19 protein-coding genes are annotated in these 18,295 nt (G+C 36.5%); all 19 read left to right on the forward strand.

Annotated elements, in window-relative coordinates:
* Positions 1-36: 36 nt before the first annotated feature.
* The 19 genes from C9J37_RS18385 (at position 37) to C9J37_RS18470 (ending at position 18,288) form a co-directional block, all read left to right on the forward strand.
* A complete protein-coding gene (locus C9J37_RS18385) occupies positions 37-2,247 on the forward strand; it encodes a VirD4-like conjugal transfer protein, CD1115 family (RefSeq protein ID WP_107896517.1) in 2,211 nt (736 codons plus the stop codon).
* A gap of 5 nt (positions 2,248-2,252) precedes the next feature.
* Complete coding sequence (locus C9J37_RS18390; protein ID WP_107896518.1) at positions 2,253-3,164, forward strand: type IV secretory system conjugative DNA transfer family protein; 912 nt, start codon at positions 2,253-2,255, stop codon at positions 3,162-3,164.
* 41 nt (positions 3,165-3,205) lie between these two features.
* On the forward strand, positions 3,206-3,913 hold the full coding sequence (locus tag C9J37_RS18395; protein ID WP_107896519.1) for a flagellar assembly protein FlaJ: 708 nt from the start codon (positions 3,206-3,208) through the stop codon (positions 3,911-3,913).
* A 31-nt stretch (positions 3,914-3,944) separates the two neighbouring features.
* The gene (locus C9J37_RS18400) at positions 3,945-4,190 is read left to right on the forward strand and encodes a YdbC family protein (RefSeq protein WP_107896520.1); all 246 of its coding nucleotides are present in this window, start codon (positions 3,945-3,947) and stop codon (positions 4,188-4,190) included.
* A gap of 21 nt (positions 4,191-4,211) precedes the next feature.
* Positions 4,212-4,379, forward strand: coding sequence for a hypothetical protein (locus tag C9J37_RS28395; protein WP_167397360.1), 168 nt, complete (start codon positions 4,212-4,214; stop codon positions 4,377-4,379).
* Positions 4,376-5,479, forward strand: a complete 1,104-nt coding sequence (locus tag C9J37_RS18405) for an ATPase, T2SS/T4P/T4SS family (protein ID WP_107896521.1) — start codon at positions 4,376-4,378, stop codon at positions 5,477-5,479. Before C9J37_RS28395 ends, C9J37_RS18405 begins: the two co-directional genes overlap by 4 nt.
* Before the next feature lie 21 nt (positions 5,480-5,500).
* Positions 5,501-5,722, forward strand: a complete 222-nt coding sequence (locus C9J37_RS18410) for a hypothetical protein (RefSeq protein WP_107896522.1) — start codon at positions 5,501-5,503, stop codon at positions 5,720-5,722.
* Positions 5,719-6,459: a hypothetical protein gene (locus C9J37_RS18415; protein WP_107896523.1), complete on the forward strand. Its 741-nt coding sequence runs from the start codon at positions 5,719-5,721 to the stop codon at positions 6,457-6,459. The genes C9J37_RS18410 and C9J37_RS18415 overlap by 4 nt, the downstream gene beginning before the upstream one ends.
* A gap of 201 nt (positions 6,460-6,660) precedes the next feature.
* Positions 6,661-6,855 carry a hypothetical protein gene (locus C9J37_RS18420; RefSeq protein WP_107896524.1) on the forward strand — a complete coding sequence of 65 codons (195 nt, stop codon included), beginning with the start codon at positions 6,661-6,663 and terminating at the stop codon, positions 6,853-6,855.
* 6 nt (positions 6,856-6,861) lie between these two features.
* The gene (locus C9J37_RS18425) at positions 6,862-7,272 is read left to right on the forward strand and encodes a putative type II toxin-antitoxin system PemK/MazF family toxin (protein WP_107896525.1); all 411 of its coding nucleotides are present in this window, start codon (positions 6,862-6,864) and stop codon (positions 7,270-7,272) included.
* Between the two features lie 14 nt (positions 7,273-7,286).
* A complete protein-coding gene (locus tag C9J37_RS18430; RefSeq protein WP_107896526.1) occupies positions 7,287-7,508 on the forward strand; it encodes a hypothetical protein in 222 nt (73 codons plus the stop codon).
* Positions 7,509-7,675: 167 nt separating this feature from the next.
* Complete coding sequence (locus tag C9J37_RS18435) at positions 7,676-8,749, forward strand: S-layer homology domain-containing protein (protein ID WP_107896527.1); 1,074 nt, start codon at positions 7,676-7,678, stop codon at positions 8,747-8,749.
* Between the two features lie 84 nt (positions 8,750-8,833).
* Positions 8,834-10,918 (forward strand): hypothetical protein, encoded by a 2,085-nt coding sequence (locus C9J37_RS18440; protein ID WP_107896528.1) that lies wholly within the window; start codon positions 8,834-8,836, stop codon positions 10,916-10,918.
* 98 nt (positions 10,919-11,016) lie between these two features.
* Positions 11,017-13,704: a pLS20_p028 family conjugation system transmembrane protein gene (locus tag C9J37_RS18445; RefSeq protein WP_107896529.1), complete on the forward strand. Its 2,688-nt coding sequence runs from the start codon at positions 11,017-11,019 to the stop codon at positions 13,702-13,704.
* On the forward strand, positions 13,704-14,018 hold the full coding sequence (locus tag C9J37_RS18450; RefSeq protein ID WP_107896530.1) for a DUF5592 family protein: 315 nt from the start codon (positions 13,704-13,706) through the stop codon (positions 14,016-14,018). Before C9J37_RS18445 ends, C9J37_RS18450 begins: the two co-directional genes overlap by 1 nt.
* Before the next feature lies 1 nt (position 14,019).
* Positions 14,020-14,658: a TraC-like domain-containing protein gene (locus C9J37_RS18455; protein WP_107896531.1), complete on the forward strand. Its 639-nt coding sequence runs from the start codon at positions 14,020-14,022 to the stop codon at positions 14,656-14,658.
* Between the two features lie 21 nt (positions 14,659-14,679).
* Positions 14,680-16,635 (forward strand): VirB4 family type IV secretion system protein, encoded by a 1,956-nt coding sequence (locus tag C9J37_RS18460; protein WP_107896532.1) that lies wholly within the window; start codon positions 14,680-14,682, stop codon positions 16,633-16,635.
* Between the two features lies 1 nt (position 16,636).
* Entirely contained in the window at positions 16,637-17,242 is a 606-nt protein-coding gene (locus C9J37_RS18465; protein ID WP_107896533.1) for a hypothetical protein, read from the forward strand.
* Positions 17,239-18,288: a C40 family peptidase gene (locus C9J37_RS18470; protein WP_107896534.1), complete on the forward strand. Its 1,050-nt coding sequence runs from the start codon at positions 17,239-17,241 to the stop codon at positions 18,286-18,288. Before C9J37_RS18465 ends, C9J37_RS18470 begins: the two co-directional genes overlap by 4 nt.
* Positions 18,289-18,295 lie beyond the last annotated feature (7 nt).

An 18,295-nucleotide genomic window follows, 5' to 3' on the forward strand; every position in this document is an offset into this window, starting at 1 on the left:
TTTTTTGTTGGAATTTTAAAGAAAGGAGAAAGGACGATGTATGAGACAAAATATTTAGAGCGTTTGGCGCAACCTAAAATGCTGCTTTTGTTTTCCATCATTTATTGGTTTGTCATGTTTTTTGTTGCGAATTTTGTACTTGCATTCCTTCAATCCATACTGGAATCGATTCAACAATTCAAGGAAGATCCAAAGAGTGTATCTTTTTCGATGGATTGGTTAAGTGTCTTTGATTTTCAAACCAGTTGGATGCCTTTTTATATAGGATTTGCGATTATTTGTGCTATAGGATTTGTGAAATTCCTTTATAGAATCCGTCTGAACTTTGTGAATCTAAATACAGGGCAGCACGGTACAAGTGAATTTGAACAAGTACGTGAATTAAAAAAGCAATACAAGATTATACCTGCAGCAACCAAAGAATATGACGGTGACGGTGGCGTGATTATTTCAGCTTTACAGGAAAAAAGGCGTCCGTATCGTCTTTTAATTGATGAGGGACCCATTCATACAATGGTGATTGGGATTACAAGGTCAGGTAAAGGTGAAACCTTTGTATTTCCTATGATCGATGTATTGAGCCGAGCTAAAAATAAGCCCTCGTTAGTTGTGAATGATCCAAAAGGGGAGCTTGCAGCAGCTAGTTATGACACGCTAATAGCTAGGGGTTATGAAGTTCATGTATTTAACTTGATTCAACAGTACATGGGCATGGGTTTTAATCCATTGCAATTAGTAGTAGATGCGTGGAAATCAGGAAATACGAGTTTAGCCCAACAATATGCAAATAGCGTAGCGTTTATGTTATACAATGATCCATCAGCAAAGGATAAGTTTTGGTCAAACTCAGCTCAATCATTGGTGACTGCAATCATTTTGGCATTGACTGAAGATGCCCTTGCTACAGGTAAAGAGGAAACGATTAACTTATATTCTGTGGCTAATTTCCTTTCTACACTTGGAAGTGACAATGATGATGAAGAGGGCACAAACGCACTAGATCAATTCTTCCAAGCTAGAGATGAAATCAATCCAGCGCGAATGATGTATGCAACAAGTAACTTTGCTGCTGGAAATACACGTGCAGGAATATTCTCGTCTGCAATGGATAAATTGCAAATTTTCACATTAGAACCTAATGCGAAACTAACAAGTTACAACAGTTTAGATTTAAGTGAAATCGGATTTGGCGACAAACCAATTGCAGTCTTTATGGTAACGCCAGACTTCGATAAATCAAACCACGTTTTAGCAAGTATCTTTGTGAGTCAAATATATCGAGTAAATGCTGAAAAGGCTACGATGAGTCCAAGTGGCAAAATGAAACGTAACGTTCACCTTTTGTTAGATGAATTTGGGAATATGCCAGTAGTGGAAGGAATGGACGGAATGGTGACTGTAGGCGCTGGTCGTGGGTTTAGAATCCATTTAATTATTCAAGCCTATTCTCAATTAAAGTCATTGTATGGCGATGATGCGGATACGATTATTGGTAACTGTTCCAACCAAATTTATATTTTAACAAAAGATAAAGCAACAGCTGAACAATTCTCAGCATTAATTGGGACAAAAACAATTACTGATATTAGTCGAAGTGGACAATTACTTTCTACAGATAAGTCACACAGCGAATCTGTTAAAGAGCGTGCGTTACTAATGCCAGATGAGTTAATGCGACTCAAAGAGGGCGAATCAGTAGTAGTGCGAGCCAATAAACGACAGGATAATGAACGTAATAAAATTGAGCCTAAGCCAATTTTTAATAAAGGCATTACAGCTGCTAAATTCCGTTGGGAGTATTTAGCTGAAAACTTTGATAATAGTAATTCAATATTATCACTACCAATTATGTCTACTCAGTATCACAATTTAAAAATGTCTGATATGGTCTTTACTTCTAAAAGTGAAAGAGACCTTTACGTATGCATGTCTTCAGCAATGAGTACAGCCGATTTTTCTAAATTGACAAAAAGCCTGTATCGGGCCTTATCAACTACTGGTGACTACCTAGATGAGATTCCTCAATGGTCATTTTTACAACTTTTTAGTTATCTTGCTTACGGTACGACCATCCCTGTAAAAATAGTTGAGCATAGTATTTATCCAATCTTGAAAACATACTTGCCTGATCAAGTTCTAAAAGAATGGAAAGAGATTATTCAGGAACAACGAAATCAGGAACAACGAGAAAATATTCAAGATGATACAGTGATGGCCATTCAAAAAATGATTACGGAAGGGAGCTAAGAAAAGTGTTTGAACAGGTACAAGAATTGAAAAAACAATATCAAATTATTCCGGCTAAATCAAAAGAATTTAATGGTGATGGTGGCGTTATTATTTCAGCCCTGCAAGAAAAATTGCGGCCATACCGTCTACTAATTGATACTAGGCCAGGCCATACGATAGTTACTGGAACGACACGTTCAGGTAAAGGTGAGGCCTTTGTATTCCCTATGATTGATGTACAAAGCCGAGCAAAAAATAAGCCCTCCTTAGTTATTAATGATCCGAGAGGAGAACTGGCGAATGCAAGTCATGACACGTTAGTTGTTCGTGGTTATGATGTTAAGATTATCAACTTAAATCACCAAAAAGAAATGGATATAGACTTAACCGGTGTAGGATTTGGAGATAAACCAATCGCCATTTTCTTGATTTCATCAAAATATGATTATTCAATCAGTATGTTAGCCAGTAAGTTTATGAGTCATCTGTTTTGCGCCAATATGGAAAAGGCGCAAATCGATCCTAGTGGTAAAACGAAACGCACAATCCATTATTTATTAGATGATTTAGGTGATATGCCACCTATTGAAGACATGGCTAAGATGGTTGAAATTGGAGCTAGTAGAGGATTCAGATTTCATTTGATCTTTCAAACAATTTCTCAGTTAGAATATTTGTATGGTGATGATGCAGACACTATCGTCGGCAACTGTTCAAACCAGATTTATCTTCTCGGTCCTGATATTGCAACAATTGCGGGATTGCCACATCGAGAAATAATGCACTTGAAAACTGGTGAATCTATAGTAGTACGGGCACGTGCCAAAATGCACCAGGGAAATTCAACTGGAACTAAACCAATTTACAATAGAGGCATTACTGCAGCAAAATTTCGTTTTGAGTATTTAACAAAGGACTTTGATAATAATTATTAAACTTGAAACAGAAAAATTCACTTGGAGGGGGTTATTGGAAGATGTTTAATGAGTTACTAAAGGAAAGCTTACTTGATGCTCATTTGGATTTCTTTAGAAAGCCGAAAAAAAAGTTTTTTATTCAGCGAATTTTATATGGTGTCATTGTATCTATGCTCTTTGCAATGATAATCATGGTGTTAAAAACACCGATATGGTTAATTGCTACTCCAGCTACCTTTTATCTAGGATGGAAGTTTGCTTATTTTAAATTGCTATACACAAAAAACAATATTGATGTAAAAAATTCATTTCTATTTCCACAGTTCCTACAAAGTTTCATTGCTTTATTGCCTAGTTCGGGGAATGTCTATCAAACATTAAAAACAACAGTGAATTATACCCCCGATCCGTTAGATAAAGAACTGGTCAAACTAATAAAGAAAATTGAACAAGGTAATGATCGAAATGCCTATTTAGAATTTGCGGAATATATAGGTTCCAGCGAGGCTTATATGGTTATGAATATGATTTACCAATTTAGTGAACAAGGCGTAGAAAAGAAATCAATCCAGGAGTTAGAACGATATATCCAAAACCTTCAAGAAAATAAGGTAGATGAATTAATTCAATATAAGATGAATGCGAGCGATAAGTTTGGTTTATTTCCAATCCTTATATCGCTTTTTTTAGTGGGCGGATTTGCTGCTGTAATCTTCCTACACTACATGAGAGATGTAACAGACGCATTAAATGTCATGCCTAAATGATTTTAATAAAAAAGTAAAGGAGGAAGGTGAAATGGCTAATGAAACAGTTGGAAAAACATATGAAATTGTTGAAAATGTAGCACTCTTACGGACTGCTAGTGATACAGGTTGGACAAGGGAATTGACAAAAGTAAGATGGTATCACAAGCCAACAACCATTGATATTCGCTGGTGGTCCCCTCAAAAAGAGAAAGCTGGAAAAGGCGTTTCGCTCACGATGGAAGAAGCCCAACTATTGTTTGAGGGATTACAAAAATGTTTGATTCAAAATCAATAAATAAAAAAAGGGGAAATGAAAATGAACATCGAAACGGAAGGGTTAATCATAATCGAAGCCAGGGGTGAAGTTGCATTAAAGCATCTCGAATTATTAAAGAACGTCGAAGAAAATCGTGCATTCAGGATTAATACAAATACTTGGAATAATAAGCGTCTTGAATCTATTTTAGGGAGGTTTAAAAAATGAATGATCAAGAACTTCAAGAAAAAAGGATTAATGAAATATTAGATAAGAGCTTTCTAGGGCCACTTCTAAAAATCGAAAGCATTACAGATATTAAGTTTAATGGTACACATTTACGGATACAAGACAACGAAAAAGGACGATATTTAGCACCAGATCAACCGTCTGAAGAGATGGTAAAGACGCTAATTAAACAAATCGCAGATGTTCAAAAGAGCACGTTCACTTATATAGAGCCACAACTTGATACAGAAATTGGTATCCTGCGTATCAGTGCTACACATAGAAGAATTAGTCCAGATGGTACTACATTAGCAGTTCGTATCTCTCGTCCACGTCTTGCTATTGAATCTATTGGAAATATAATTTCAGGAGATTATAAAGACATTGAACAATTATTTAAGGTACTCATGTTGTCTGAAAATAACTTAGTCATAGCAGGACGAACAGGTTCAGGAAAAACAGAGTTTCAAAAACTATTAGTAGGTTATACAGCTGATGATGCGAATATTGTTCTGATAGAAGATACACGTGATAGCCACATAAAAGAACTTTATCCCGAAAAAGATATTTCGAGTTGGAAAACGGTACCTGGACTATTCGAAATGTCAGATGGTGTACAAGCAGGATTACGTAATAATCCAGATTGGACGATTATTGCAGAAACACGCGGGAAGGTATCAGCAGATGTATTAGATAGTGCTAAAACCGACCATGCCATTATTACAACTGTTCATGCTAAGGGAGCTATGAATATTCCATCTCGCTTAATTCCAATGATTCGTCAATCTCCAGCTTACGCCATTATTGATGACCAATTAATTGGTAATGAGATTGTGGAGTTTTTACGTTTTGGTTGTTATCTACAAGGAACAAGGACTAAAGAAGGGAAAACAATTCGAAGAATCAAAGAGTTAGTAGAATATACGGATTTTACTTCAAAAGGTGCAACAGGGAATTATGTATATCGAGAAGTAAAAGTAAGGGATTCAGAATCAGGAGAATACCGTACAGAACAACGATTCCATCCTTTATCAGAGAAAACATTGACAGAATTAGAGGATAAAGAATTGATTCACTTAGTACCTGATGTTTTTAAATAGCAAAGGAGGCAGTAAACAATCATGAAACAAGTATTAAAAGAAGCTCGTGTTCAGTTCTGTGGTTGGGAAGATGTATTAGATAGTGCTAAAACCGATCATGCCATTATCACTACTATACACGCTAAAGATGCCATGAATATCCCATCTCGCTTGATTCCGATATTGGCAGAACTAGAAGACAAAGAGTTGATCCATTTAGTTCCAGACGAATTTTTGCCAAAAGGAGGCAGTAAACAGTCATGAAACAACTTTTAAAAGAAGCACGGGTTCTATTTTATGGTTGGGAAATCGTGTTTTATTTACTCTTATGGTTCTGTGCGAACTATCAGTTTTTCTATCTTGCCTCCAAAGAGCGTACCCTAAGTATTATTGTTGGTTGCATAGGTGCTCTTTTTTTCTTTATTGTATTTACTTTGCAAAATCGTAAATTAAAGAAATATCAAATGCATTTAAGTGAGCTTTTAAAGTATGTCACAAACATGATTTTCTTTCTTCAGACAGGTGAAAATGTGCTTCATGCATTTAAAGCAACGAAAGCGACTGTTCATCCTGACTTGCAAAAAGTGATAGAAGTCAGTATTGAACAACTAGAAAAAGAGGCAGAATTAAAAACTAATCAGTTTGAAAAGTACGATTTTCCAACTTTAGATCAGTTTCATCAAAATCTAAAGATTAAATATGAGCATGGTGGTAATCCAGATGACTTATTTAGCCAAATACACAAAAATATGATTTTTGAGCTAAAGAAACGGGATGAATTATACCGTAAACGCAAAGGTTTCGCGATGGCCGTGTATATATTACTTGGCATGGTCATGGGTATTCCAATTATGCTACGCTTTATTGTCGGTGAACTGTGGGATACGTTTTTAAGCGTAGGTATACCAGGTATAGGCGTGCTGCTGGCAACCCAAGTTTTTGCCTTTTTAAACCTCTATTTCTTACAGAAAAGAAGCGTGGATATATCAGTGCGATTCTAAAGAAAGGGGGCTTAAAAACAAATGGATTGGTGCTGAATTAGATTAAGAGGAATTCATTGATACTTTAGGAACAGCGGATTCGCCAAATATGGCGAATCCTTTTTGATAGGTGTAAGTTTAAATTATTGTGCTTAGTTTTGTTGATATTATCAACAAAAGGTGTTATGTTTAACATAACAACTTAAACAGGGGGCGTATGTTATGTCTAAACAGAAAAAAGCTTTAGAGGATATGTCTATTGAAGAACTTACAGCTGAACTGAGTAAAGTGCATAAGCAAACTAAATTTAAAGCAGAAAAAGTGAAAACTGATGAAAATGGTACAATCCTTCTGGATCCTACAAAAAAAGATGATAGAGAGTGGTATGAGAATGATGAGGATTATGATTTGGTGTGATTTCGCATGACGAAGGAAAACGAATTAGAAAATGGTGAAGTGTATATCGGTTTTGTTCGGTATATAGAGGATATTGATAATGACATTAATCCTAAAGGTAAACTTCGACCAGTTGTTATTTTTCAAGATCCGGAAGAGAATCAGCTATTTGCATGTAAGGTTTCCAGTCGTATTGATAAACCATTGGAACGAAAAAATGGTTATATCATTCAAGATTGGCAAGAGACAGGGCTTAAAAAGCCCTCCATTGTTGCCTGTAATAAAGAGAACATTCGTGAAATAGTGAAAACTGATGTACACGACTATGTGGGACGACTAACAGATAGGGACATTAAAGGTATGTTAGTAAAACGTATTAAGATGTCTAAACTTGAATATAAAAAAGAATTAGAAAAGAAAAACAGCTTAGAACGTTAAGGAAGTGGCGTTGTTTGGAAAAGGTGTATTTGAGTCAAACGGACATTGGGAAAATGACTGAAAAAGTTGGATGGGGTGATCAGCGAAAAATAGCTGTATTAAGAGCCAGAAATCAATTTCCAAAACACGATGTCCGTATTGGCAGTACTAAAGGTTGGAAGAAAGAAACCATCGATAAATGGTTTAAAGAAGTAGTAGAAAAAGATTTACAGAAAAGAGAGAAAAATGATCTGTAAATTAGTGAAGGACTCGCCAAAAATGGTGAGTCTTTTCATTAATTATATATTGATTATTTTTCCATATTTGGTATAATATTCTTATAGAGAAACTTCCTATTTAATAGTTATTCATTTGAAATATAAATCAGGTAAAAAATTTCCATTTTTTGAAGGAGGAAAAGAACATGCGAAATAAATTATTTATGGCGACTTTAGCAGCTGCAATAGCTGTTCCAGTGATTGTGGCACCTGTGCAAGCGATGGAGGTGGCTCAAACAAATATAACGGACTTTAAGGATGTACCGAAAAATCACTTTGCTTATACAGAAATTATGGCCATGAAAAAGGCTGGTATTATTAATGGATATGATGACGGTACATTTAAACCTCTTGTTGGTATTACACGTCAACACGTAGCAGCATTAATTTCACGTGCGTTACCATTAGAACCGATTCGTGAAGCAACGACATTTAAAGATGTACCAACGTCTCACCCGTACTATAATGACATTCAACGTTTATATCGTGCCGGCATTATCGATGGATCTAACGGCAATTTTAATCCATCTGCGTCATTAACACGTGCTCAAATGGCTAAGATTTTATGTTTAGCTTTTAATTTGGAGCCAAAAACAGGTTACATTTTTACAGACGTTGGAGCAGATCATTGGGCGAAGGATTATATTGCGACATTGTATGCAAGTGGTATTACAACAGGTAGTGAAGGCAAATTCAACGGAAACGAAACCGTAACACGTGCACAATATGCTGTGTTTTTATATCGTGCTTTAAATCCTGATAAAGCACCGGTTCCTGAGAAGCCATTGAACCCAGACCCTGTTAAGCCAGCAGAACCAGCAGAACCAGCAGAACCAACAAAACCAACAGAACCAACAAATCCAGTAGATCCTTCAGAGCCTAATGATTCTTTACCGGATATTAGTAAAGTAAAACCTCCAAATGAGTGGAGTTTAGATACAAGTAAAAATATTGCAACAGATTTTCAGAAAGAAAAACATAATGATCCAAGTGTACCAGGAGTACCTACCACAACAGGTATTAATATGAAATCTCAAAACGCAGAAGAATATGTGAAAATGATGCATCAAGGTTTAGTAACGAGTGAAAATGTAGGTATAACTTACGATCAGTTTGTGTCAATGATTAATGATGTTGTTGAAAAAGGAACAGTTTATGACGGTGGCTCATTTGCAGTTTACTTTGATTACAATACAGGCCAACTTTACATTGCAAGATAGTTAAATATTAAAAGATGAACGGAAAACATAATCCGTTCATCTTTTTTATTATTTAAATTTTAATTAAGGAGAGGGAAGTAAATAATGAAATTACTAAAAAAAAGCTTAGTTCTTGTTTTGGTAACTTTTTTATTTTTTAGTTTTCTGTATCCGAATGAATCTAATGCAGTAACTAAATCATATGTAAAAGATACAAATAATAAAGAAGAAATCAATGATAAAGGAACGGATCCAAAGCCTGAAGAATTGTATGAGGGAAAATGGGTGGATTTAAAGCTGCGAGATAATTTAGGAATTAAGATGTTAGATGAACCAAGACATCCAAATTCAGCAAACGATGCTATGAACTTAATTATGAATCCCCCTGTTGAACATACTGGATGGAGTGCTAAGGTCTATGGCTGTGAACAATTTAGTAGGTGGGAGTTTGCAGGGTACGATAAAAATGGAAATCCTAAATATGATGAAGTACGTTGGACAGAATGGGTAGACGGACCATATTTGAATACAGATGATAAAAATAAAGAGTTTGATGCAGCTCTTTACAACGATCAAATAAAAGAACATTATCAGGACAATTCAAGACATCCTGAAACTGCTGGTATTGATTTCACTGGAGCAAGAGGAACTGTATGGGGCAGTGGTTTCTTTTATTCAATTTATCAAGAGGATGCACGTACTTGGCCATGTTCAGCTGGAGCACAATCATACTTCTATAATAACAATGATATTTTGATGGAAGGTCGAGTACAAATTCCTGAACCAGATCCAACCGATTCCATCGAGGCTCCAAATCGAGATGCTGAAGGAAGTGCAAAAGGACACGCCTTTTGGGAATTAAGACGTTATGATGAAAAAGCTAGAAGTGGCATCTATATAGAAAGTGATTTTAAAATTGCTGGGGATCATTATGCCACTCGAAAACCAAAGCATAAGGTATCTGTAGATGGTAAAGCTGTAGAGCAAAGTGAATCGATAACTATGGAAATTCCTGATGCAATGCCTTTGAAGGGGAAAAGTTTAAGTTACGAATTTAGTTACGAATATACTAATTTCTATAAAGACATTTATACATGTACAGATTCTAAAGATGGCCATTGTTATTCGTGGACATTTGTAGAACGTATTCCTGATTGGAGCAAAGTCAAAACCTTTACACTTTCAGATTCCATTAAAATGGACCACTCACAACAAGATACTGTGAAAGCAGTCACAATGGATGAAATACTTGCGAAAAAGTGGGTTGTAGGTCGTAAAGATACTTATAGTCCTTCAAAAAAATCAAAAGTGTACCATGAAAAATATAGTCGCGCTGAAGGGAACGAGTGGAAAAACGAAGTGAAGTTAAAAACACAAACTACGTTGCCAATGACACCAGGTAAGTTGTTATATTCAGTAGAGCTACCGTCTGAGGCCCATAAGGATGGAAATTTCTATCCATTACTCAAAAAACAAAGTACCGGTACGTTTAAGGCAGCTGAATTAGATGAAAGCCTTCAGGATGAATTTGCAGAAGGTGTACAGCTGCAGCAAAAGGTAATGGACGATAAAGGAACATCAGGAGAGCAGCGCCAGTTTGAAGGGGAATTTGTCTCTGATCTATTTTTCACGACATCAGGAACCGGCTTTATGTCAGGTTATAAATATGCGAAACAAGTACAGGAAGCAATCGTAAATGGTCAATCTCTTCCAAGTTTTGAACAAGTAGTTAGAGAAGGTTCCGCAAAAGGCGAAGCAGATTTCGCAAGTTTTACAAATGGGGTACCGTTTAAAGATGATTGGGTCTTTACTGAGTCTGAAGAGGACCTAGAGAAACTTCAGCGCTATGCATTACCAATTTCACCATATTCAGAACTGCAACCTAAAGAAACATACAAAAATAAATTGGAACTGGTAGACATGGGACTAAGTGATTTGCGTTTTATGTTTGATCAATCTTTTAGTTTTGAACACTTTTTATTTGGTTCAGGCTATGATGATGCTTGGATTATTGAGCAGCCAGAATCACGTTTTCCTGTCGAGCAATATGAGACAGTTGAATTAACATATGAACAGGTTCAGGCATTAAAAGAAGCTGACCGAACAAGACCTCAAAATAAAATGCATAATTTCCGATTTGTAGATCGTACCTTCCCTGATAAAGTGAAAGAAATTAGGGGAGCACAATAAATTTAAAGTTTATCATTTTTTACAAGGATTCACCAAAAACGGTGAGTCCTTTTTATTTTCATAGCTAGGGTTAGAAATAATGAAGGGAGGAGCCGATAATGGATGATAATGAAATTATTGAGAAACATAAGATACTTGATTCAATCCTGCATCAAAGTGACGGCTTTCTTTGGCAAGATATATTTAGAGCTTTAGGAAGTGGCATCGTCATTACACTGAGTTGGTTAAATCAGTTACTAGAAGACATAGTAACGAAGATTATTACACTTAATGATTTTTACTCTACTGGTGCAGTGGGGGAATTTATGGATAAAGCGCGACCATTGATATGGGTCGTTTTTTTTATTGCTTTAATTATATTGGGCTTCCAGTTCATGACGAATAAGATTGAGAAACGTAATGAAGTACTGCTGAATATTATTATGGCTGTTTGTTTTATTGTTGTGATTCCAGATTTAATGTCCAATATGGATGAAATCATAGATGTAGGAATTGAACAAATGAATCCTGAAAAGCAAACCCTTGCTAGTAATATGGTTAAAAGTAACGTAGCAGATATTCTTTATTATGCTGAACATGATTTTCAATTTTCGAGTAGTACACGTGGAGATGAAAATAGCCCTCCACGCCCTGCTAGTAAAGAAGATAGCTCGATTGGAACAACCGATTATACTTATGCAAACCGTTTTTCTAATACTTCAGCTTTACATGTACCTTTCATGCAAAAACTTGACCTACATGAAGATGACGGATGGCTCTTTAAAGAAGATTGGGTGAAGCAATTAAGCGATGATGCAAAAGAAGTTTTATCTACAAAATCTGTTCCAACAGGCGTTGGAGATGGCTATCAAGTAGAGGAGCTACAAAAGAATGCTGTACCAATGACGAAAATTGGACGTGAAACCTACTATCGTTATCATGTAAATTGGCTGCCTTTAATTGTGTCATTGTTGGTTACTTCGATTGCTTTAGGGATCACAGTGATTAAAATTGGACGAGCTATTTTTGATTTAGCTTTTCATCAAATTTTTGGCATGTTCATTGCTGCTAGTGACATCACAGGTGGGCAACGAACGAAGAAAGTTTTAGTGGAAATGCTTAATACCTTTGTTGTGATATTTATTATGACCATGTTACTCCAACTATTTATCTTATTTGTAAATTGGACGAATGGTTTGAAAGCTGAAATAGGGATGCTTGGTGTGATTCTATTAATGATTGCTGGAGCCTGGGCATTGATAGATGCCCCTGATATTGTACAGCGCATGCTTGGAATCGATGCAGGGTTGCGTAATGGCTGGCAAGCTATGATGGGAGCTTATGCAGGAGGCAAAGCATTGAGTGCTGGCGCTGGGGCAGTCAAAAAAGGTTTAGAATCAGTTGGAGCTGCCACAGTAGGAGGTGCCAATATGATGAAGAGAGCTGTCGAAGGAATGAGTTCTGAAACACCGGAAGAGCTAAGGAATAAGCAAGGAAGTCGAGTTGCTGTGCCAGAAATGCCTGGTAATACAAATGGAAATGATATTCAGAAAGCTGAAACACAGGGGCAAATTGGTGATTTAGGTGAATCATTAGAGCCTTTACCGCCTTTCAATGAGGCATATTCGAATCAGGTAGCTGCAACAATGCAAGATTCTGAACCAATCCCATCTACCATTAGTGAAGCTGCTTCAGAAGGTATAAATACAAGAGCAGACCAAGTAGAATCTCAACAAACAGGTATTCCAATTCAAGGAAGTCATGGAACGAATCTAAATAGCAACCAACTTCAAAGGGGGGATTTATCGTCTCAAATGAATCCATCTGAAAAAGGTGCTACACAATCTCATGGAGATGTTCAATCAGGAGTAATTTCTCGTCCAGAAAGTAATCCTATAGCAGCAAATGGTGAACCTAGTCCATTGAGCAGCTCATCAACAAGTCAAAGTGGAAATGTTCAACAAGGAACAATACAACGACAAGAAAGTGAGTCAATTCCAGCTAGTGGTGCTCCTATTCAGTCAAGTACACCAGGAGTGATAACACCATCAAGTACAGGAAATGGTCAAACAAGACCGACACCGCGCCAAGAAAGCGAACGAATTTCAACAAGTGGAGTTCCAACTCGTGAAAGTACACCAGGGGTGACACCGCCATTAAATACAGAAAGTGTTCAGCAAAAAGGAACGGTACCACCGCCATTAAGTACAGGAAATGTTCAGACAGGATTGGCACCGCGCCAAGAAAGTGAACCAATTCCACCAGGGGTGACGCCGCCATTAAATACAGAAAGTGTTCAGCAAAAAGGACCGGAACCAGCGCCATCAAGTATAGGAAATGGTCAAACAGGGACGTCACAACGCCAAGTAAGTGAACCAGTTCCAACAAGTGGAGTTCCAAATCGGCAAGACAGTATAATCATTCCGTCAAATACTTCTGGAATGACGTCAGCAAGTCAAGAAAGTGTTACACAACGTCCTGGATCTGGATTGAATAGTTCTAGTGGACCAACAAGTGGCACAAATACAGTCCAACACGAAGCGAGAGTGCCAGTAGCAACTGACGCAGGAGCCGTACAAGTTAATTCAACACCAAAAATTGAACGAGCTAGTTACGGACATAAACAAACGGTCCATCCAAATACAATTGTTGGTGGAAATCCATCTGTACAGCGGTTGAGAGAGCAAGTCACAAGAGCAGGTAATAGTGGTTTTACACTTGGGCAAAACATTAGACGTGTGGCTAACTCTGTTAAACCTTCTGATAAAAAAGAAAAAAGAAATAATCAAGGGAGTGATCATAAATAATGTATGAAATTCCAAAAGAGATAAAGTCAAAACCTCAAATTGTTGGATTAGAAATAAAGGAGTTAATCATTTTATTGGTTAGCTTCTTTCTTTTTTTTACGGTATTACGAGATTTAGTGCATGGCATTTTAGTAATTCCGTATTTACTGGTCGCTGGTAGTGCATTGTTTTGGATGGTAATGCCCTCTAGGAATAATCCACGCCTTAAAAATTACATGTCTCTTTATTTGTATTTTAAACAGAACAAATACACCTATCATGCGATAGATAGCAAAAAGATAATCAATGATTACTTCTATAGAGAGGAGGAATAACGTGAGTAAAGAGGAGATTAAGCCTATTATTGTGCCCTCCTATACAGAGGAGAAAAAAAGTGAAAAAAGCCTTTTAGGAAAAGTACCCTTTCTTCAAAAGAAGAAAAAACCAAAGAAAAAAACTGTGAAAAAAGAACAGGTTTTACGCAAAACACCTATGATTATGCCATTTATTGATATAACAGAGGATTATATAGTCCAAAAAAACTGCGTCATGGACATTCTTAAAATCACACCAAAAGATGAACATTCTTTAACAGATTTAGATTTACAGCGTCTAGTTTTAGAAAAAGTTCGCTTTTATCGAAGCTACTTTACAGCGCATAAAATTGTAGGATTAAATTTCCCATCGAACACAGAAAAGCAAAGACGATATTGGATAACGAGAAAGGAAAAAACCAAAGATTCACTGCGTCTACGCTTTATTAATCGAAAAATATTTGAACTAGAATTTGTGGAGCGTGAACGAGCGAATCGTGAGTTCTTCTTGTTTATTTATGCTGAATCCCCGCAAATTTTAGAGGATGAGAAAAAACAAGTAATAAGAGGGCTACGACAATCCTTCCCCTTAGAAAAATTATCAATTGAGAAGAGACAAGATATTTTATTTATATTGGCCAATCAAAATTCAAAATTATAAATGAGAGGAGGAAATTTGATAATGAAGTTATTGGATCGTATTAAGAGAGATAAACAGTCAGATACGCTGAAAATCAATAAGCAAGAAAAAAACTTTAATCCAGCCTTTTTAGCAGCTATACAGCCTCAAGGTGGTATTCAGTTCAAGGATAAATACATCCAAAAAGGAGATGGCTATGAAGCTTGTATCCACATTTGGGACTTCCCAACTTCTGTGTCAAAGCTATGGTTAGAAAAAATATTCTCCATGCGCGATGTAATTGTGATAATGGATACTGGAACAATGCCTAAAGATGAGACAGTGAGTGCCATCAATAAGAGTATGTTAGAGCAGATTGTACGTTTTTCAAGTAGTAAGCATCAATCACAGAAAATGGATGCGAAAAATAGTTATCAAGAGTTAGAGAGACTCTATCAAGAAATCTCACAAATGGGCGAGGTTGTAAAGCTTGTTGACATTCGTTTGTTTGTACATGCAAAAACCATTCATGAGCTGGATCAAAAAGTACAAACAGTTCAAACAGATTTAATATCGTATGGATTTAAAGGGGGCCTTTTCCTAAACGAATCAAGTTGGGAGTGGCAATCCCTTTTTGTTTCTTATGAGGAGCAACAAACGTTTCCTAATAAGCGAGAAGGGAAAGGCATACCAGCGCTGACGTTAGCAGCTGGCCTTCCGTTTCATTTTTCTGAGCTAAATGATCCGAGAGGTAGTTATTTAGGGACAACTTTTAGTGGTGGAAATGTGATTTTTGACATTTTTCATCATGATAAAAAGCGTCGTTTTTACAATGCAGTAGTTGCTGGAACGATGGGGGCTGGGAAGTCAACATTACTTAAAAAGCTCACAATGGATAATGCTTGTCGAGCTAATTATATTCGAGGCTTTGATGTAACTGGTGAATTTAAAGTATTAGTGGATGAGGCTTTAAGTGGTCATTACATTAGCTTGGATGGCAGTCAAGGAATTATTAATCCATTGCAAATTTATCGTGTGAAGGATGGGGATGATCAAAAAAGTGAAGAGCTAAGTTTTATGCAACATCTTTCAAAAGTATCAATATTTTATCAATATTTAGCTGGTTATCCATCTAGTGAAGACCTTGAAGAATTTAAAAAAGTATTACGTTCATTTTATGTATCATTAGGATTTGAAGAAAAAATGGAAACGACAGGTGTTACACAATTGTCAAATGAGGAGTATCCAATCTTCAGTGATTTTTTACATTTTATTCGAGAAGAATTGTATGAAAATATTCAAAAACGTATTATTCGGTCAGAACTTTCCATGACTAGGGCCAATCGTTTAGAAAAAATTGAATTAGTGATTGATAACTTAGTTAACAGCTATGCCTATCTTTTTAATGGTCATACATCCATTCCATCATTCTCAGATGAGCAGGTTATCTTTTTCTCTGTACGTAACCTCATTGGCCTAGAAAAGAATATTTTTAATGCTCAGATGTATAGTGCATTAACATTAATTTGGGATAATTTAATTCAAATTGGAACACCACAGATGAAAGCAATTTATGAAGACCCGAATTTCGATGAAGATGATGTATCAAATTTCTTCCTAGTATTAGATGAATCTCATACATTTATTAATTCTGAAAATTTATTAGCTGTAGATTTTATTACAAGGTATGAACGTGAAGCACGAAAATATTTTGGTGGTATTGTACTTGCAAGTCAGTCTATACGAGATTATGTTCCAGAGCATGCTGATACAGAAACAGTTGCAAAAATTCGAACTTTATTTGAGTTGACACAATACAAGTTCATTATGCAACAGGATGCTAATACATTAGATGCTTTAAGAACAATTTTTGAAGGACAAATTAGTGAAAGCGAATTGGCAGAGATTCCGCAATTTGAACAAGGAGATTGTTTATTATCTATTAATGGCGTTGGCAACTTAATGTTTACTGTCGAAGCATCAGATGAAGAAGTGGCCATGTTTAGAGGAGGAAGGTAGCATGCAGCGTTCTACAAAATCGAAATTTGTTTTATTACTACTAGTTGGTTTGGTCATGTTAGCATTCATCATTAAAATGTTCTTACATGATGATAAGGATAAAGATGATCCTGGTTTTGAAGGAGATAAAGACTATATTTATACAAGCCCTGTAGAGGGTGATAAGCCACAATCGGAGGCAGAAACGAACAAAGAGCAGAATGTACCGGTTGGGAATACAGAAGTAGATTACGAGGCCGAATACACCACAAAATTTGGAGAACAAAAGATAAATGAAGCAAGGCAATTAGCTGAAAAAGTGATGCGTGCTTGGCTAGAAAATAATACAGACATGGAGATGTGGGAGGAAATTTCTACAGCTCCATTTTTTATTGTAGCGAAAAATGAGTTGCTTGCCCCAATGGATCAATTGACAAGAAAGGTGAATTCACAGGAAGTATCCGCAACAAAACCTTCAAGTAATAGTGACATAAAATTGATGATTTTTGTAACGTGGGATTTGCTATCGGATGGCAATAAAGTAAAAGAACAATCCAACATGTACGAATTAACATTAACTCTTTCGGAATCTGGAAAGTGGTTAATAAAAGAGTTGAATCGAGCATGAAGCAACTAATAAATTATTTTGGCAAGCAGGTTGGTAAAAAAATTTTAGTATGGATAACAGGCTCATTAGGGCTTTCTTTCTTTGTAGTTGTAGGTGTTATTTTGGTGGCAATTATTATGATAATTGGTGCCATTGGCGGTTCAGTGAATCATTCATCGATAGGTGGAAATGGTTTATCTGCTTGTTCGGTGACAGGAGAAATTGATGAAGCTAGTTGGAATGCAGCCTTTGCTAATGCAGGGGCTTTTACTGGCAAAGGCGATTTATTTATTGAACTTGCACAACAAAATGGCATCGATCCTGTGCTTGCAGCTGCTATTGCATTTCATGAAACTGGTCGAGGAACTTCAAATGCAGTCGTTAATAAAAACAATCCTGGAGGCATTATGGACCCAAGTACAGGATGGTCAAGATTAATGCATTTCGCCACGCTAGAAGAAGGTTTGGCGTACACAATGGCTAATTTAAAGCGTCGAATCATTGATGATGGATTATCTACAATTGAAGATTTGGGCGCAGTCTATGCGCCTATAGGGGCTGCAAATGACCCAAATGGTTTGAACGCACATTGGGTTCCTACCGTTACGAAATTTGCAAGTGAACTTGGTGGATTAACAATGAATTGCTCTCCGGTAGGCTCACAAGTTGTAGGGAATGAAGTATTCAAAACGATATTAAATGAGATGTTAAAGTACGAAGGTTGGCCATACGTTTGGGGTGGTTACAATCCAAATATGGGCTTTGATTGTTCAGGATTAATGCAATGGGGATACGCAAAAGCAGGTATCAAATTGCCACGTACAGCGTACACACAATATAAATTTGCTCAACCAATTACTCGTGATCAATTACAACCAGGCGATTTAATTTTCTTTAAAAGTGCCGATTACGCACCAGTGACTCACGTTGGTATATATGTAGGAAACGGAAAAATGTTTAACTCACAAAATGCAGGAGTACGTTATGACGATGCGTTAACTGGCTATTGGGGTTCAGTCATTGTTGGTTATGGGAGAGTAGCAGATTTCTCTGATACTAGCAAATAAGGGGGTA

Source organism: Lysinibacillus mangiferihumi (genome assembly GCF_003049665.1).
GTDB classification, from domain to species: Bacteria; Bacillota; Bacilli; order Bacillales_A; family Planococcaceae; genus Lysinibacillus; species Lysinibacillus mangiferihumi.

Excerpts from the sequence above, each read along its gene's own strand:
- C9J37_RS18385 (WP_107896517.1), top strand. The coding sequence starts at position 37 with ATGTATGAGACAAAATATTTAGAGCGTTTGGCGCAACCTAAAATGCTG.
- C9J37_RS18395 (WP_107896519.1), top strand. The coding sequence starts at position 3,206 with ATGTTTAATGAGTTACTAAAGGAAAGCTTACTTGATGCTCATTTGGAT.
- C9J37_RS18400 (WP_107896520.1), top strand. The coding sequence starts at position 3,945 with ATGGCTAATGAAACAGTTGGAAAAACATATGAAATTGTTGAAAATGTA.
- C9J37_RS28395 (WP_167397360.1), top strand. The coding sequence starts at position 4,212 with ATGAACATCGAAACGGAAGGGTTAATCATAATCGAAGCCAGGGGTGAA.
- C9J37_RS18405 (WP_107896521.1), top strand. The coding sequence starts at position 4,376 with ATGAATGATCAAGAACTTCAAGAAAAAAGGATTAATGAAATATTAGAT.
- C9J37_RS18410 (WP_107896522.1), top strand. The coding sequence starts at position 5,501 with ATGAAACAAGTATTAAAAGAAGCTCGTGTTCAGTTCTGTGGTTGGGAA.
- C9J37_RS18415 (WP_107896523.1), top strand. The coding sequence starts at position 5,719 with ATGAAACAACTTTTAAAAGAAGCACGGGTTCTATTTTATGGTTGGGAA.
- C9J37_RS18420 (WP_107896524.1), top strand. The coding sequence starts at position 6,661 with ATGTCTAAACAGAAAAAAGCTTTAGAGGATATGTCTATTGAAGAACTT.
- C9J37_RS18425 (WP_107896525.1), top strand. The coding sequence starts at position 6,862 with ATGACGAAGGAAAACGAATTAGAAAATGGTGAAGTGTATATCGGTTTT.
- C9J37_RS18435 (WP_107896527.1), top strand. The coding sequence starts at position 7,676 with ATGCGAAATAAATTATTTATGGCGACTTTAGCAGCTGCAATAGCTGTT.
- C9J37_RS18440 (WP_107896528.1), top strand. The coding sequence starts at position 8,834 with ATGAAATTACTAAAAAAAAGCTTAGTTCTTGTTTTGGTAACTTTTTTA.
- C9J37_RS18445 (WP_107896529.1), top strand. The coding sequence starts at position 11,017 with ATGGATGATAATGAAATTATTGAGAAACATAAGATACTTGATTCAATC.
- C9J37_RS18450 (WP_107896530.1), top strand. The coding sequence starts at position 13,704 with ATGTATGAAATTCCAAAAGAGATAAAGTCAAAACCTCAAATTGTTGGA.
- C9J37_RS18460 (WP_107896532.1), top strand. The coding sequence starts at position 14,680 with ATGAAGTTATTGGATCGTATTAAGAGAGATAAACAGTCAGATACGCTG.
- C9J37_RS18465 (WP_107896533.1), top strand. The coding sequence starts at position 16,637 with ATGCAGCGTTCTACAAAATCGAAATTTGTTTTATTACTACTAGTTGGT.
- C9J37_RS18470 (WP_107896534.1), top strand. The coding sequence starts at position 17,239 with ATGAAGCAACTAATAAATTATTTTGGCAAGCAGGTTGGTAAAAAAATT.